This window comes from Janthinobacterium sp. GW822-FHT07A03, assembly GCF_058798815.1.
Window position 1 is genome coordinate 660,294 of the sequence record NZ_JBXAKW010000002.1, and the last position, 16,576, is coordinate 676,869.

General features: G+C 65.7%; 11 protein-coding genes. 6 read left to right on the top strand and 5 right to left on the bottom strand.

From position 1 onward, the window contains the following. Positions 1–531, bottom strand: a 531-nt coding sequence (locus AC1RJW_RS09090; protein WP_493044631.1) for a CcdC protein domain-containing protein, incomplete at its 3' end; no start/stop codon positions are given. 189 nt (positions 532–720) lie between these two features. Between AC1RJW_RS09090 and AC1RJW_RS09095 the strand changes: the two genes are divergently transcribed. The 3 genes from AC1RJW_RS09095 to AC1RJW_RS09105 are packed head-to-tail and all read left to right on the top strand — an operon-like array spanning position 721 to position 3,689. After that, complete coding sequence (locus tag AC1RJW_RS09095) at positions 721–3,216, top strand: alpha/beta hydrolase family protein (RefSeq protein ID WP_493044632.1); 2,496 nt, start codon at positions 721–723, stop codon at positions 3,214–3,216. Positions 3,217–3,272: 56 nt separating this feature from the next. Further along, a complete protein-coding gene (locus tag AC1RJW_RS09100) occupies positions 3,273–3,425 on the top strand; it encodes a hypothetical protein (RefSeq protein ID WP_162995534.1) in 153 nt (50 codons plus the stop codon). 24 nt (positions 3,426–3,449) lie between these two features. Continuing rightward, entirely contained in the window at positions 3,450–3,689 is a 240-nt protein-coding gene (locus AC1RJW_RS09105) for a hypothetical protein (protein ID WP_034753464.1), read from the top strand. Between the two features lie 177 nt (positions 3,690–3,866). Here the strand turns inward: AC1RJW_RS09105 and AC1RJW_RS09110 are convergent, their stop codons facing one another. Together AC1RJW_RS09110 and AC1RJW_RS09115 are read right to left on the bottom strand one after the other, a co-directional pair. Continuing rightward, positions 3,867–8,294 carry a translocation/assembly module TamB domain-containing protein gene (locus AC1RJW_RS09110; protein WP_493044633.1) on the bottom strand — a complete coding sequence of 1,476 codons (4,428 nt, stop codon included), beginning with the start codon at positions 8,292–8,294 and terminating at the stop codon, positions 3,867–3,869. Next, positions 8,294–10,201: an autotransporter assembly complex protein TamA gene (locus AC1RJW_RS09115; protein ID WP_493044634.1), complete on the bottom strand. Its 1,908-nt coding sequence runs from the start codon at positions 10,199–10,201 to the stop codon at positions 8,294–8,296. The genes AC1RJW_RS09110 and AC1RJW_RS09115 overlap by 1 nt, the downstream gene beginning before the upstream one ends. A 223-nt stretch (positions 10,202–10,424) precedes the next feature. Between AC1RJW_RS09115 and queC the strand changes: the two genes are divergently transcribed. Both queC and AC1RJW_RS09125 read left to right on the top strand, forming a co-directional pair. Further along, positions 10,425–11,150 carry a 7-cyano-7-deazaguanine synthase QueC gene (gene queC / locus AC1RJW_RS09120; RefSeq protein WP_492404128.1) on the top strand — a complete coding sequence of 242 codons (726 nt, stop codon included), beginning with the start codon at positions 10,425–10,427 and terminating at the stop codon, positions 11,148–11,150. Between the two features lie 78 nt (positions 11,151–11,228). Beyond that, positions 11,229–12,134 carry a sterol desaturase family protein gene (locus tag AC1RJW_RS09125; protein ID WP_493044635.1) on the top strand — a complete coding sequence of 302 codons (906 nt, stop codon included), beginning with the start codon at positions 11,229–11,231 and terminating at the stop codon, positions 12,132–12,134. Here the strand turns inward: AC1RJW_RS09125 and AC1RJW_RS09130 are convergent. After that, on the bottom strand, positions 12,118–12,801 hold the full coding sequence (locus AC1RJW_RS09130) for a helix-turn-helix domain-containing protein (RefSeq protein ID WP_493044636.1): 684 nt from the start codon (positions 12,799–12,801) through the stop codon (positions 12,118–12,120). The genes AC1RJW_RS09125 and AC1RJW_RS09130 overlap by 17 nt on opposite strands. A gap of 260 nt (positions 12,802–13,061) precedes the next feature. On the opposite strand from AC1RJW_RS09130, the gene AC1RJW_RS09135 reads away from it, so the two are divergent. Further along, positions 13,062–16,100, top strand: a complete 3,039-nt coding sequence (locus AC1RJW_RS09135) for a sensor domain-containing diguanylate cyclase (protein WP_493044637.1) — start codon at positions 13,062–13,064, stop codon at positions 16,098–16,100. Here AC1RJW_RS09135 and AC1RJW_RS09140 read toward each other — a convergent pair whose 3' ends face one another. Continuing rightward, positions 16,101–16,475: a hypothetical protein gene (locus tag AC1RJW_RS09140; RefSeq protein WP_493044638.1), complete on the bottom strand. Its 375-nt coding sequence runs from the start codon at positions 16,473–16,475 to the stop codon at positions 16,101–16,103. Positions 16,476–16,576: the final 101 nt, after the last annotated feature.

Below are 16,576 nucleotides of genomic sequence, written 5' to 3' on the forward strand. Positions count from 1 at the left end.
TTCTTCTTTTTTTTCTTTTGTTTTTTGGGGTTTTTTTTTCCCCTGCCCCCCCCCCACCAGGCCCCACGCATACACGGCGTAGTAGCCGATGACGAGGCCGTAGGCGGCCATGGTCAGCGGGCTCTGGCCGAACGGCGGCGGCGGCACGGGCACGTCCAGGCGCGTGTTCAGGTAGATTTCCATGCCGCGGTACAGCAAGCGGGCGATGAACAGCATCGTGATGGCCAGGCCCAGATAGCGGTGCTGGGTAAAAAAGAAATCCTTGCCGACTTGCTCGAAGCGCGTCAGCTTCAAGCCCAGCACACCCAGCCAGCCGCCGGCCAGCGCGGCCGCGCCAAGGCTGGACAGCGGCAGCAGCTCGAATTTCGTCGTCGTCGCCAGGAACAGCAGCAGCGCGGGAAAGGCGATCGCCACGCTCCAGTGCCGCCACAGCTGCGACTTCTGGCGCGCCACCAGTTTCTTCAGGCGCGAATAGATGCGCCAGACCAGCAGCGGGACCAGGAACAGCAGGGCGAGGGTAGTGGTTTCCATGTAGGCAATCGGGTGCGGGTAAAACAGCGATTGTAAGCCAGATGGGGGCGGGCGGCGATGCTTGTCAAACAGCAAAAGTTGCTGGTTGACATTTACTTGGCATGAACGCACTATGCCCTGTCACAAAGCGCCGCCATGAGCGGTGCGGTGCGCTCGCTGCCTGTCATCACCTTCATACACTGGAGTTCCATGTCTACTCGTTTGCCTTTGCTGCCCCTCACTGTCGGCCTGATGGCCTCGTCTTCCCTTGCCATGGCGCAAGATGGCGCTTATCAAGCCCCGCCAGCGCCCCTGCAAGCCATCGTCGATGCGCCGCGCGCGCCGACCCTGAGCCTGAGCCCGAAACGCAACCTGGCCGCCGTGCTGCCCACGCCATCCTTGCCCAGCATCAGCGAAGTGGCGCAGCCGGAACTGAAGCTGGCGGGCTTGCGCATCAATCCGCGCACGTATTCGGCCAGCCGCTTCAGTTTCCACACGGGTCTGGGCTTGCTCGACATCGATACGCAGAAGGAAATCAAGGTCAGCGGCTTGCCCGCGGCGCCCCGCATCGCCGACCTGGCCTGGTCGCCCGACCAGCGCTACCTGGCGTTTACGCACGTCGCCTTTGCCGATCCCGCCAGGGGCGTGAAGGAGTCGGGCGTGGAACTGTGGCTGCTCGACGTGCAGACGAAAGCGGCGCGCAAGCTGTCCAGCACCCCCCTGTCGGCCGTGTATGGCCGCGGCTTTTCCTGGATGCCAGACAGCAAGACCTTGCTGGTGCAGCTGAAACCGGCCAAGCTGGGCGCGGCGCCCGTGCAGAGCGGCATCCCGACGGGCCCGTCCATCCAGGACAGCGTGCCGGGCGGCGGCGTCAAGCAATTGCGCACCTATCCCGATTTGCTGAAAAACGAACAGGATGCGCAGCTGTTCGAACACTACATCACCGTGCAGCTGGCCTTGCTGGACGTGGCGGGCAAGCAGCGCCTGGTCGGCCAGCCGGGCCAGTTCTCGCGCGTGTCGGCCTCGCCCGATGGCAAGCACCTGCTGACGACCAGCCTCGTGCGTCCATACTCCTACATCGTGCCGGCGCACGACTTCGGCCACAAGATCGACGTGCGCGACCTGAATGGCAAGGTGGAACACGCGGTGGCGGCCCTGCCGCTGGAAGAAGGCTTGCCGCCGGGCAATGATGCCGTGTCCGCCGGCGTGCGCTCCGTCAGCTGGCGCGTCGATGCGCCCGCCACCCTGGTGTGGGCCGAAGCGCAGGACGGCGGCGATCCGGCCAAGGCGGCCGAAATCCGCGACATCGTCTACACGCAGGCGGCGCCGTTTACCAACAAACCGGCCGTGCTGGCCAGGCTCGGTTCGCGCTACGCGGGCGTGGCCTGGGGCCGCGGCGACCTGGCCCTGCTCAGCGAAGCGTGGTACAAGACGCGCGCCGTCAAGCAGTGGCGCATTGCGCCAGATCAACCCGCCACCCCGGCCGACCTCGTGTACGCGGGATCGTTCGAGGACCGCTACAACGATCCGGGCCAGCCCGTCATGCGCGCGGACGCGGCCGGCTTGCCGCGTTTGCTCATCGCTGCTGACGGCTCCATCCTGCTCGACGGCCAGGGCGCATCGAAGGATGGCGACCGGCCATTCATCGACCGCCTGAACCTGGCGACGAAACAGAAGGAGCGTCTGTTCCAGAGCGCCGCGCCCTACTATGAAAACGTGGTGGCCGTGCTGGACGAGGAGGGCAGCCGTCTGCTGTCGACGCGCGAATCGCCGACCGAGCAGCCGAATTATTACGTGCGCAACCTGAAACAGCAGGGCGCGGCGCAGCTGACGGCCCTCACGCATTTTCCCCATCCGCTGCCGCAACTGAAGGACGTGCAGAAAGAGCTGATCCGCTACAAGCGCGCCGACGGCGTGGACTTGACGGCGACATTGATGCTGCCGCCGAACTATGACGTCAAGCGCGACGGCCCGCTGCCGACCCTGATGTGGGCGTATCCGCAGGAATTCAAGACGGCCAGCGCCGCCAGCCAGACCAAGGGCTCGCCGTACAAATTCAATGCCGTCAGCTACTGGGGCCCGGCCGCCTTCCTGTCCATGGGCTACGCCGTGCTCGACAATCCATCGTTCCCCATCGTCGGCAATGGCGAGCAGGAGCCGAACGACACCTATCTGCCGCAGCTGGCGGCCGATGCCGAGGCGGCCGTCGAGGAAGTGGTCAAGCGGGGCGTGTCGGACCGCAACCGCATCGCCATCGGCGGCCACTCGTATGGCGCCTTCATGACGGGCAACCTGCTGGCGCACACGCGGCTGTTCCGCGCCGGCATCGCCCGCAGCGGCGCCTACAACCGCACCCTGACGCCATTCGGCTTCCAGGCGGAAGAGCGCCCGTTCTGGCAGGCGCCGGCCGTCTACCAGACCATGTCGCCGTTTAATTACGCGGACAAGATCAAGGATGCGCTGCTGATGATCCATGGCGAGCAGGACAACAACTCGGGTACTTTCCCCATCCAGAGCGAGCGCATGTTCCAGGCCGTCAAGGGGCTGGGCGGCACGGCGCGCCTGGTGATGCTGCCGAACGAGAGCCATGGCTACCGCGCGCGCGAATCGATCATGCAGATGCTGTATGAAAGCAACAACTGGCTGGAGAAATATGTGAAGAACGCGGCGCCGCCAGCCGCCGACGTCAAGCCGGCAGGCAAATAAGGGCAGCGGCGCGCATCTCGTGGTATGGTCTTCCTTTGTCTGCAGGGAGGCCAGCCATGACCGTCATCCACGCCCACCGCGCGCCCGACCCGGCGCCCGTCGATGAACCCATGCCGGCGCCGGAGCCGCAAGAAGCGCCCGGGCGCCACCCGGGGCCCGTGCACCCGGTGCCGCAGGACGATCCCGTGCCGCACCCGCATCCCAGTTAATCTCCTCAAGAAAGGCTGTTTTAGATGGCAATTGTCAAGGAAGTCTACACACGCAAAGTCAGCGGAGAATCGTTCGACTATGAACTCGATTACACCCAGGGCGCGGACGTGGCCTGGATTGCGCGCGTGTATCACGACGGCGTGCTGAAAGGCTCGCCGCACGGCGCGCTGACGGCCAACGTGCTGTCCGGCCCCGCGCTGGAGCAATACCTGCGCGCGTATGTCGAAGGCATGATCGAGCGGGGGCTCGACGTGGCCGAGTAAGATCGCCTTTGCGGCAGATCAAGGAAAAGGGCGCCGAGGCGCCCTTTGTTGTTTCTGATAGTGTTGTCGGATTACGCGGCTGCGCCGCTAATCCGACCTACGCGTATGCACATGGGCCGTAGGTCGGATTAGCGAGGCAACGCCACGCGTAATCCGACAACATTGTTGGCCGCCAATCTAATCAAATGCCCAGGTGTACAACACATCCAGCGCATTGTTCGTGCCGGTCTGGAATTGCAGGGTGATGCGGCGGTTCAGTTTATAACGCAGCTTGACCAGGCTCGTCGCCGTGCTCGTGCCTTGCTCGAACGTCAGGTAGGCGCGCGACGACAGCCGCTTGCCGACGGTGACGACCGTGCTTTCCAGCCCTTGCGCCTGCGACAGGCCCACTTCGTCCAGGCCCAGCGAATTGGCCAGCTTGCCCTGCAAGCCGCCGCCGGAGCCGCCGAAGAGGGCGCCTGCGGCCGTCGTCAGCAGGGCCATTTCATCGCCGGCCGCCGTTTCCGCGCCGTGGCCCAGGATCAGCCAGGCCAGCTTGTCGCTGTCCGACACACTGGGCGTGGACACCAGCTTGGCCGTCGGCGCCTGCGCCGTGCCGCGCACTTCCACGCCCGCTTCCACGTTCGTTTCCGACAGCGCCTCGCCTTCCGGCCGCTTGCGCACGGCCAGGATGTTCAGCGACGGGTTGTCGTAGGCGCCCGTGAAGGCGATCAGGCCCCGCTCGATCGACAGTTTCTGCCCGTAGGCCGCGTATTGACCTGTGACAACCTTGATGCTGCCCGTCACGCGCGGCGCGGCGCGGTTGATGACTCTGGCGCGCACATTGCCGGCCAGATCCGCGTCGAGCCCCATGCCGCGCAGGTGGAAAGCGTTGCCCAGGTCAAACTCGAGGTCGATATTCAGGGGCAGCGAAGGCGCTTCCTTGCTGCCCTTGACTTCCTTGCCCAGCACCACCACGTCGCTGCTTTGCGTGGGCGTATCCTGCGGCGCCAGTTCGATCAGCGCGCGGTTGGCCTTGAACTTGCCTTCGAAGCTGAAGCGCTTGTCGTTGCGCACCAGGGTGCTGTTGCCGGACAGCACCAAAGTGCGGTCCGGACGCGACAGCGCCTGCAGGCGGTCGGCCATCAGCTTCAGTTCCAGGCTCGCTTCGCCATTTGCAAAGCGCACCCAGCCATCTGCCTGCACCTTGCCGTCGCCGCCGTCAAAGCTCAAACGCTGCAATTGCAGCTGATCGCCGGCCAGCTTGGCTTGCAGCACGCCATTGCGCAATTTCAAGCCCTGGTCGGCCCAGTTCACCAGCAGCTTGCTGCCGTTGATGTCGCCATTCAATTGCGGCGCGCCGATGGTGCCGCTGCCGGACAGGGCCACCTTCAAGGCGCCGCCCAGCTCCAGGCCCGGCTGGCCCGTCAGCGGCGCCAGCCAGGCCAGCGAATCGATATTCGTGGTGCCCGTCAGGGAGAGGGCGCTGTCGTTGCTGATGCGCCCGCTCAACATTTGCACGGTGGCATTGATATCGCTCTGGCCCGCGCGCGCGCCATCGAGTTTCACGGCCAGGCGCAGCTGCTGGTTGGCGACATCCACGCGGGCATCGAAGGTGCGCAAGCCCAGCGCCAGCGGCTGTTCCACACCCACCGTCACGTCGCCTTTTTCGCGGTAGATGTGCAGCATGCCCGCCAGCGAGGGATCTTTCTGTTTCGCCGTCGGCACCTGCATGTCGAGCGACCATTGCGCGCCCAGGGTCAGGTCGCTGCGCGCATTGGCTTGCAGCGAGGGAATGACCTGCGCCAGATAGGTCAGGGCCACGCCGGCCGCCTGGCCGGAACTGGTCCAGCGGGGGCCGTTCTTGACCAGGTTTTGCATGGTGATGCTGCCTGCCGGCAATTTGATGACGGTGTTGCCCACGCTGATCTGTTCCGGCTGGCCCAGGCCCGCCACGCCGCTGCCGGCCGGTCCCGCCACTTTCACGGGCACGGGCGCTTGCAGCACGAGCGCGTAGCGGCCCTTGTTTTGCAGGCTGTCGATGCTGCCCGTCCAGGCGGCGCCGCTCTGGCTGCCGCGGATTTGCACTGTGGCATCGAAATCGTCATTGCGCGCCGTCAAACTCACCGTATGGCTGCCGCGCGTGCCCGTCGTGCCCAGGCGGGCGCTGGCCAGCTTGAAGGTGGGCGTGCTGTAGCCCGTGATCTCCAGGCTGCTGACCATGGGGTCGAGCGCGCCCTGGCCGGCACCCACGCTGGCGCTGCCTTTCACGGCTTTCAATTGCTGGTCGCCAAAGAAGGTCAGATCCTTGCCATCGAGCGTCAGTTGCGCGGCGGGCGCGTCCATCTTGCCCGAGACGGAACCGGCCGCATGCAGCACGCCGGCAAACTTGGGACCCAGGGTCGACAGTTGCGGCGCATCGAGCTTCCACGTCAGCTGGTCCGTGGCGCCGCCCAGCGCGCCCTTGGCCAGCAGGCTGTTCGGCCCCAGGCGCAATTCCGTATCCACGCTGTCGATGCGTTTCGCGTTGGCCGACAGCTTGGCATAGCCGGCCAGCGGCGCGTTTTGCAAAGTCGATTCGCGCAGGGCCAGGTTGAGGGCCACTTGCCAGTCGCTCGTCAAGCGTCCGCTGCCGTTGAAATCCGCATTGACGTTGCCGTTGGGCAGTGATGCGCCAAACGCGGCCGGGTTGATCTTTTGCAAGGAACCCGTCATTTTCAATTCCGCCTGCTGCTTCGGACCCGTCAAGCCCACTTCGCCGCTGGCGTGGATGGCGCTGTCGGGTGCGGGGCGCTTGCCGCTGGTGAGGCCCAGCCCTTTCGCGTCGGCCACAAAGCTCGTGCGCGGCTGCTGCATCGTGCCCTGCACCACGCCGCTGGCCAGCACCGTGCCCAGCAAGTCGCCCTGCAGGGCGGACAGCTGGCGCGCATCGACGTTCCAGTTCAGCTTTTCGCCGGCGCCGCCAAAGTTGCCCTTGGCCGTCACGTTATTCTTGCCCAGCGCCAACTGCACGTCGATGCCGCTGAAATGGGCCGCATCGGCCGTCAGCTTGCCCTTGCCGGACAGGGGCTGGTCGAGCAGCTTGCTGGGGCGCACGGTAAAGTCCGCATTCGCCAGCCACTTGGGGGCCACGTGGCCATTGGCGCGCACGTCGAGGTTCAGGTCGGCCACGGGGAAGGCGCCGAAGTCGGCGGGATTGAGGCGGCTGGTGCTGGCCACGGCCTTGAACGGTTGCTCATCCTTCAGGCTGATCTGGCCCGTCGTGTTGACGCTGCTCTTGCCTGCCTGCAAGGTTGCCTTGCGCAATTGCACCAGGGAATCGGCCAGCGTGGCTTCCACGTCCAGGCGCAGTTTCGCTTCGCCGAGCTTGGCGCGCAGGGTTTGCGTCTTGCCGTCGCTGTCGAGCACGATGTCACCGACGATCTTGGTGCTGTTGATGCTGCTGTAGATGTGCTGCAAGTCGATCTTGTCCGTGTGCAAGGTCAATTGCGCATTGCCGATGGGACCATCGACGGCGTCGCGGTTGAGCTTGCCGCCACCCGTGAACTTGCCCGCGTTGCCGAAATCGATGATGGCCGACTCCAAAGTCGTGGCCGTCAGGGTGCCGCCCAGGCGCGCCTCGAACTGGCGCAGCGGCAGCTTTTGCTGGTCGATGGGGCCAGGCGTGGCGTGGTTGAGGATGGCCAGCTTGCCCGACACGGTTTGCTTCGTCGGCCGGGTATCGATGGCGGCATCGAGTTCCAGGCTCAGGTCCGCCTGCGGCAGGGTAGCGTCGAACTTGCCCGGATTGATGTTGCGGCCACGGATGCTGGCCGAGTGCAGGATGATGACGGGGTCGAACGGCGCCAGCGCCAGCTGGGCGTCGGCCGTGGCCGCGCCCGCGCTGCCCTTGGCCGTGACGTTCAGCACGTTCAGGTCGCCGCCCAGCTGCAGCGCCAGGGCGGCTGGTTTTTCGCCGGCGGCAGGGTTGATCTGCGTCAAGCCCGCCTTGCCGCTGAGCTTGAACGGCTGCGTGGCGGCGATGGTCGCGCTGGCCGTGGCCTGGCCGAACGGCGTGACGGCCGAGGCGTCTTCCAGCTGCCATTGCGACTTGTCGCCCGACAAGGTGAAATGGATCTTTTCAAATACCGTGTTGCCGCCCGCGCTGACGAGGGTCACCTTGTCCAGGCGCGCGTCGGCAATGCCGATCTTGAACGGCGAGGCCAGGCTGGCGGGCATGGTCGACGGTTCCTCGGACGGCGCCGTGCTTTCCACGGCCAGGCTGGCCACGTGCAGTTCGCTGATGGCGATGCCTTCCGAGAAGAACTGGAATGGCGACCAGTTGATGTCGATGTTGTCGGCCGTGATGTGCTGCGTCTTGCTACGGTAGCTGACGTGGCCCAGGTGCATGCGGTTGTACAGCGAGCCGGACACGCCCGACACCGCGATGTCGCCGCCGCTGGCGCTGGCCACTTTTTGCACCAGCATCTGCAAGGTCGATTCGCGGCCCAGGAACCAGAAGGCGCCGCCCAGCAGCACGGCCAGGCTGGCGACGGTGATCGCCACATAGCGGGGCCAGCGGCGGCCCTTTTTCGCCGGCGGTGGCGGCGCGGCGCCGTTGGGGGACTCGGTAGAAATATCGGACATCAGAAAGTGAATCCCAGAGAAAAGTGCAAACGGTAGGCGTGGACGGCGTGGCCATACGCCACGTCGACATTGATGGGGCCGACGGGGCTCTTGTAGCGCCCGCCCAGGCCATAGCCCGATTTCGGCGTCATGGCCGCTTTCACCGTGTCGGCCGCGTTGCCGGCGTCATAGAAGGCGGCAATCGCCCATTTCGGCTTGAACCAGTACTGGTATTCGGCGCTGCCGGTGAGCATGTAGCGCCCGCCGATGGTGGCGTCGCCTTCCTTCACGCCCAGTTCCTGGTAGCCATAGCCGCGCACCGACTGGTCGCCGCCCGCGCGGAACAGGTAGACGGCCGGCACGCCGCGTTTTTCCTTCGAGCCCAGCGCGCCCATTTCGCCGCGCACGATCAGCTCGCCTTTTTCACCGAGCGGACGGTAATACACGGCCTTGCCGGCCACGCGCACGAAGCGCTCGTCCGTCAGCACGGGCAGCAGGGCGCCGCCCACCTGGGCATTGATGACATAGCCCTTGGTGGGGAACAGCAGGCTGTCGAGGCTGCGCTTGGTGATGGCATAGGTCAGCGGCAAGCTCTTGCTGCGCGTCTGTTCCAGGCCCACCACCGTCTTGTCTTCGCTGAGGAACTCGAACGTCAGGCTGCGCTCGAGGTTGGTGCCGCCCCAGTTGCGCTTGGCCGAGATGGTGGTGACGGCCGTGATTTCGTTGGAAATGTCGCTGCGCTCGAACGAGGCGCCCGCGCTGTCGTTGTAGCCGCGTTCGGTTGTCGGAAAGTAGAAATTGGCGTGCGCCGCCTGTTTCTTCGTTTCCATGGTGAGCGCGCTCTTGAAGCGCGTGCCCCATACGTTCAGGTTGTCATAGTTGAGCTGGGCGCGATTCCCCGTATTCGTACTGAAACCGAGACCGGCGCTGACGTTCTGCTGCTTGTTTTCCGTCACGCGCACCACCAGCGGCAGCTGCGGCGCGGGGCCGCGGTTGGCGGGCCTGGCTTCTGGCGCGGCGCCGGCGGCATTGGCTTGCTGGCTTTCCTGGCCTGCCTCGATCTGCTCGTTGAGGATGCTGCTCATGTCGGCACTGACTTCCACGCTGGCAAAGTAGCCCGTGTCCTGCAGGCGCGCCTGGAACGATTGCAGCGCCGATTCGCTGTAATAGTCGCCCGGACGGATCTTGTCGAGGTTGCGGATGATGCTGGCATCGTAGCGCTTCAAGCCTTCGATGCGCAGCTCGCCGAAGCGCAGCTCGGGGCCGCTGTCGAGCACCACCAGCAGCGAGACCTTGTGCGTTTCCGGATCGACCACGGCTTGCGTATCGACCAGCTGGGCGCGCGGGTAGCGCGTCTGCACCACCTCGCGCAGCAGGGCGCGCTTGGCGGACTCCCATTCCGCCTGGCGAAACACGCTGCCCGTCTTCAGGGCCCAGCTGCGTTTCAGGGCTTCCGTATCGTAGGGTTCGGAAGCGGCCAGCGGCGGCGTGGGATCGAAGCCGCGCAATTCCAGCTCGACCTTGTCGATGGTCACCGGCTGGCCCGGGTCGACGTCGACGATGACGACGGGTTTGGCGCCCGTCGTATCGACGCGCACCGTGACGACGGGCGTGTAGTAGCCGGCCGTGGCGATGAGGTTTTTGGCTTGTTCGGGCGTATCGCGCACGAGGCGCTGCAATTGCTCGCGGTCCATGCGCGGGTTGCCGCGGAAGCGTTCCAGGTCCAGGTTTTTTTCCAGCAACTCATCGAGGTCGCCGGGCGCATTGACCTTGACCTCGTACTGCAGCGGGGCGGGCGCCGCTTCCGTGGCGGGGCTGTCCGCAACGGCGTCTTGCGTGCGTTCCTGCGTACCCTCCTGCGCGCCGGCGTGGGCGATGGGAAACAGCGAGATGACACTGCCGGCGGCCGCCAGTGTCAGTTGACCCATTGCTTTTGTCACTACTTGTGCCAAAATTCGTGGTCGTATCGCCTTGCCGGCAGCCGTATGCCGTATGGGTCGTGCAGAAAACATGGTGCTCCAGATGAGTAAATGCTGACTGCATGTTACCGGAATAGGTAAACTGATGGCGGACGAATAAGTATTTTTTGCACTGGGAATCCTGTTTTCCCGCGCACAATTGGAACAGAATCAAACTGAAAAGAAAGAAATTATGCTAGCAACGGACTCCGCACTGGTGCTCTTTAGCGGTGGACAAGATTCCACCACCTGCCTGGCCTGGGCTCTCAAGCACTATAGCCGCGTGGAAACCATCGGCTTTGACTATGGACAGCGCCATGCGATCGAGCTGACCGTGCGTCCTGGCGTGCTCGAGCAGATGCGCCGGCAGTCGCCCGAGTGGGACAGCCGCCTGGGCCAGGACCACATGATCGATTTGTCCCTGATCTCCGCCATTTCCGATACGGCCATGACGCAGAACGTCGAGATCGTCATGCAGGAAAACGGCTTGCCGAACACCTTCGTGCCTGGACGCAATTTGCTGTTCATGACGGTGGCCGCCACCGTGGCCTACCGCCGCGGCTTGACGGTGCTGGTGGGGGGCATGTGCGAGACGGATTTCTCCGGCTACCCGGATTGCCGCGACGACACGATGAAGGCGCTGCAAGTGGCCCTGAACCTGGGCATGAATACGCGATTGAAGCTGGAAACGCCGCTGATGTGGCTGGACAAGGCGCAAAGCTGGGACCTGGCGGAAGACCTGGGCGGCCAGCCGCTGGTCGACCTGATCCGCAGCGGTACGCACACCTGCTACCTGGGTGAGCGTGGCGAATTGCACGACTGGGGCTATGGCTGCGGCACTTGCCCCGCCTGCGCCCTGCGCGCGAACGGCTACCAGCAATACGCGGCGAGGAAGGCGGCGAAACCGGCCCTGAAATAAGCAGTTTGCGCCGTTTCTTCAAGCGGCGCGGCAGGGGGGGCGGCCATGCTGTGGCTTTTGCCACAGGAGAACCTTGCCATGACATTCCTCTTTGCCGCGCTGTACGGCCCCGTCTTCTGGGGCGGCTTCATCGGTGCCGCCAGTTGCCTGATTGCGGTGTGCCACTACTCTCTCTGGGTCTTGCCGCCCTTGCTGCTGCTGGCCCTGCTCACGTCCTTTCTTGCGGAACGTTATCTTCCCTACGATGGCGCGTGGAACCACGCGCACGGCGACGGCTGGCGCGACCTCGTGCACGCGCTCGTCAACGAGGCGCTGTACCTGTTGGGCCTGGCTGTTTTCCCCCTGCTGGCGGGGCACCTGGCGCTGGGCACAATCTGGCCGGGCCAGTTGCCGTTCGGGGCGCAGCTGCTGCTGGCCATCCTCATCGCCGACTGCGGCATTACTCTGGTGCATTACCTGAGCCACCATTATTACTTTCTGTGGAAACTGCATGCCGTGCACCACAGCGTGCGGCGCCTGTACGGATTCAATGGCTGGATGAAACACCCCTTGCACCTGCTGCTGGAAGCGGCGGGCGGTATGCTGCCCTTGTTGCTGCTGGGCATACCGGAGCCCGTCATGGCCGTGCTGGCGTTTGCCGTGGCAATCCAGCTGTTGCTGCAGCACGCGAATGTCGACATGCGCATGGGGCCGCTGCGCCACGTATTTGCCTGGGCGCCGATGCACCGTTTTCATCACATGAAATACGGCACGGCCGGCGACGTGAATTTCGGCCTGTTCTTTACCTGCTGGGACCGCCTGCTGGGCACCTGTTTCGACGCACCGGGCTACCGCATGCGGGGCGAGGACCTGGGCATCGGCAGCCGGCCCGATTACCCTGTCGCATATGGGGCGCAGTTGCTGGAACCGTTCTGCGCGGAAGAGGGCGTGCGCGCGCCTGAGCTGCCGGCTGGCTTGAAGCATGCGCTCAATCGAGCAGCGTGACCTTGAGCTGGCGCAAGCTGCGGTCGGCGCGTACGCCGAACAGGCTGCGCATGGTGCGCGAAAAATGCGCGGCATCGGCAAAGCCGGCGCCGTGGGCCGCGTCCGTCAAGGTACTGCCGAGCAAGATGAAACGGATCGCCAGGCGCAGGCGGCGCCACAGCACCAGCCGGCGCACGGGCAGGCCCAGCTGGGCGCTGAACAGACGTTCCAGCTGGCTCAGCGACAAATGCGCGGCCCCGGCCACGGCCGCCGCGCTGACCTTGCCCGATAGCAGCGCATCGACCTGCTCCAGCGCGCGCCGCAAGCGGGGATCGGGCAAGGGCTCGCGCGGCTGGGCCTGCAATGCGGCGGCGACATGCTCCAGCGTGGGCGCGCCAGCCTGGGCGGCGGCCGCCAGCAAGGCTGCGCCGCCCAGGCGCTGCGGCTCCGCATAGATGGTCAGCATGGGCGCCGGCGCGGCCACGATGGCGTGCGGGCGCAGGCTATCGACCAGCAAGTGCCGCGCCGTGTGGACGATGCCGTCGAGCTCGGCCGTGAAGGGCGCGCCCGTGCTCAGCATCAGCTGGTGCGCATAATGGGCGTGCCTGTCCGTGGCGCCCGCTGCGCCATGCAGGATGGCAAAGTCCGGCGCCAGCCATAGCGTTCCCTGCCAGCTGTCTTGCTGCAAATGCGGCTCCCTGGTGATGGATGACGGGGCGATCATAGCAGCGGGCGGGAGATTGTTTTCATGGCATCGAATTTTCCTGGAGTACATATCATTGCAACGATGAAATATGTGCTCTTTTTAATACAATATTCAGCATTGCAAGGGCGCCCGCTGTAACGTACTATCATTCTCATCGACTACCGATGGTAATCGTGCAGCCCGCTGCCAGCCATGTTGCTGGCCGTGTCGCGGTTTGATGTCGTTCTGCCTGTCAGCCTGCCATGCCTACACGCGCGTCTTCGTCGTGGTTTGCCCGGCCAGTGTCGCACTGGGCGGGGCCGCGCGCGCTGGCCGCGCTGGTGCTGGCGCTGTGCCTGGGACTGACGTATGGCGCCTGGCGTAATGCCCACGACGCCAGCGAACAGCAGGTGCAGGCCGATTTCGATTTCCGCGTGCGCGAACTGGTGAACAACATCGCCGGCCGCATGCAGACCTACATCCAGGTGCTGCACGGGGTGCAGGGACTGTATGCCAGTTCGCAGGAAGTCACGCGCAGCGAATTCCATGCCTATCTTGCGGTGCAGCAAGTCGACCGCCACTTTCCCGGCATCCACGGCATCGGTTACCTGCCGCTGTTGCCCGGCGCCGCCCTGGCGCGGCACGAGGCCAGCGTGCGCGCGGAGGGCTATCCCGGCTATGCCGTGCGTCCGCAGGGCCAGCGGGCCTGGCACGCGCCCATCACCTATCTGGAACCTTTGAGCGAGAGCAACCTGCTGGCCTTCGGTTATGACATCTGGTCCGAACCCGTGCGCCGCGCCGCGCTCGAGCAGGCGCGCGACACGGGCCTGGCCGCCATGACGGGCAAGATCCACCTGGTGCAGGATGGCGGCAGCGCCCAGGCGCATGGCTTCCTGGTCGTGCTGCCCGTGTACGACAATGGCTTGCCGCATGCCAGCGTGGAGCAGCGGCGCGCCGCCTTGCGCGCCTGGGTCTTTGCGCCGTTCCGCATGGGCGACCTGATGGCGGGCGTGGGCGGCGAGGGGGCGCGCCTGCTGGACCTGGAAATCTATGACGGCGCGCAACTGACCGAGGCGGCCCTGATGTATGACAGCCTGCCGGGCACCTTGTCGTCTGCCGCCTCGGACAGCCTGGTGTCGCTGCAGGCGATCACCATCGCCGGGCGCGCCTGGACCTTGCGCGTGCGCGCCATGCCGGGCTTCGATGGCGAGCTGCTGGCGCGGCCGCGCGTGGTGGCCTGGACCGGCTTGCTGGCCAGCATCGTGCTGGCGCTGGCGGCCTGGCTGCTGGCGGCGGGCCGCGCCCGTGCCCAGGCGGCGCTGGCGCGCTCGAGCGAGTTGACTGGCCAGCTGGAGCAGGGGCAGGCGAGCGTGCTGGCGATGGCCGAGGCGGCGCAGCGCAGCCAGGCCATGCTGCGCAGCATCCTCGATTCGACCATCGACGGCATTCTGGTCGACAACATCAACGGCCGCATCTTCACCTCGAACCGGCGCTTCCGCGACCTGTGGCAAGTGCCCGATGCGCTCGACTGGCAAGCCGATGGCGCGGCGCTGGTGCGCCATGTGGAAAGCCAGCTGGAGCAGGCGGCGCCTTTCCTCGGGGCACGCGCCCACGCGCCGCACGGCCACCGCGAGCGGCGCGACGTGCTGCACCTGCGCGATGGACGGGTGGTCGAGCAATATGTGCGCAGCATGCAGTTGGGCAATGAGCAGGCGCGCTTGTGGACGTTCCGCGATATCAGCGAGCGCAGCCAGATGGAGCGGCGCGAGCATACTCGGCGGCAAGTGCTGGAAATGCTGGCCACGGGCGCGCCGCTGGAGCGGGTGCTGGAAAGCGTGGTGCTCAGCGTGCAAGCGGACCATCCGGCCATGCTGTGCAGCATCTTGCTGCTCGATGAAAGCCGCCACCGCCTGGTGCTGGGCGCGGCGCCGAGCTTGCCCGCGTTCTTCAACCTGTCCAGCCATGGGCATGACCTCGACACCCTGCAGGGCGTGCATGGCATCGCCGCGCAAGCCGTGCGCGACGGCCAGCGCGTGATCGTCGGCGACCTGCATGCCGAGGCGCAGGAAACGATGGAACTGGCGTGCCGGGCCCAGCTGCAATCGTGCTGGGCCGAGCCCGTGCGTGGCGGCTCGGGCAAGCTGCTGGGCGTGCTGATGGCGTATCACCGCCAGCCCACCTTGCCGGGCGCGGCGCATCTGGCGCGGCTGAGCGAGGCGGCGCACCTGGCCGGCATGGCCATCGAGCAGGCGCAGGTGGCGCTGGCCCTGCGCGCCGGCGAAGCGCGCTTCCGCAGCCTGTACGACCATGCGCCCGTTGCCCTGTGGGAACAGGACTGGTCGGCCGTGCGCGCCGCGCTCGATGCTCTCGAGGAAGCGGGCGTGCGCGACCTCGGCGCCCATTTCCAGGCCAATCCGGACGCGCTGCAGCGGCTGGCGGGGCTGGTGCGCATCATCGATGCGAACGGCGCGGCGCTGGCGCAGGTGCGCGCCAACGAGGACGACCAGCGCCGCGGCGCGCTGAGCCTGGCACAGAATTTCGATGACAGCGCCTTGCCCCGTTTCGGCGATGCGCTGCTGGCGCTGGCTGGCGGCGCCCACCTGTACGAGTGCGAAAGCAGCTTTGTGCGTCTCGACGGCGCGGCGCGGCAAAATGAATTGAGCCTGCTGGTGATGCCCGGCCATGCGGACAGCCTGGACTTTGTCATGGTGTCCTCGCTCGATATCACCGAGCGCAAGCGCATGAACGCGGAACTGCTGCAGCTGGCCACCACGGATTTCCTGACCGGCTTGCCGAACCGGCGCCACTTCATGGCGTCGCTGGAAAACGAGCATGCCCGCTTGCAGCGCGAACTGGCCAGCTGCGCCAGCGTGCTGATGCTCGATATCGATCACTTCAAGCGCGTCAACGACGAGTATGGCCACGCCGTGGGCGATGCCGTGCTGCGTCATCTGGGCGCGCTGATGTGCCAGGCGCTGCGCAAGGTCGACGTGCCGGGCCGCGTGGGCGGCGAGGAATTCGCCATCTTGTTGCCGGGCACGGATTTGCCGGCGGCGGCCGTGTTTGCCGAACGGCTGCGCCGGCGCGTGGCGGAAAGTTCGCTGACCATCGATGGCGGCATAGTGCTCACCATCACGGTGAGCATCGGCATGGCCGCCATGGCCGGCACGGATGCCGATTGCGACGCCGTGCTGGCGCGCGCCGACGAGGCGCTGTACCGGGCCAAGCGGGGCGGGCGCAACCGCATCGAACAGAATGACGGCGGCAGCGACGGCGTGCTCAGCAAGTTCATGGCGCAGTGATTACAGGCTGTGCTGACGCGCTTGCGCCTGCTTGCGGTTGCGGCTGACGATCAGCCAGACGATGGCGACGGGAATCAAGAGCGGCAGCAGCACGGGCGTGCTCAGCGCCAGTGCCAACACCACGCACAGGGCCACGACGGCGATCAGCACCACGCCCACGCCGGCCAGCACCACGCCCGTGACGACGGCGGCGCACACCAGCGCAATGGCGGCGATCAGCAAGCCGCCGCCGGCAAACACCAGGCCGAACAGCGACTCCAGCGGACCGTCGATTTCGTCGCCGTTGAACTGCATGTGCATGTCGCTGCCGCCGATCTTGTCGAGGAACAGGCAGGCGAGCATGACGATGAGGACGAAGGTGAGCAGTTTTTTCATGGTAAGCCTCAGTGTGTGGGAGATCGGGGATTGCATGGTCACACTGTAGGGGCGCACCCCGCTTGCCGCCAGCGGCGTGCGACAGGCCGTCATTTTCACGG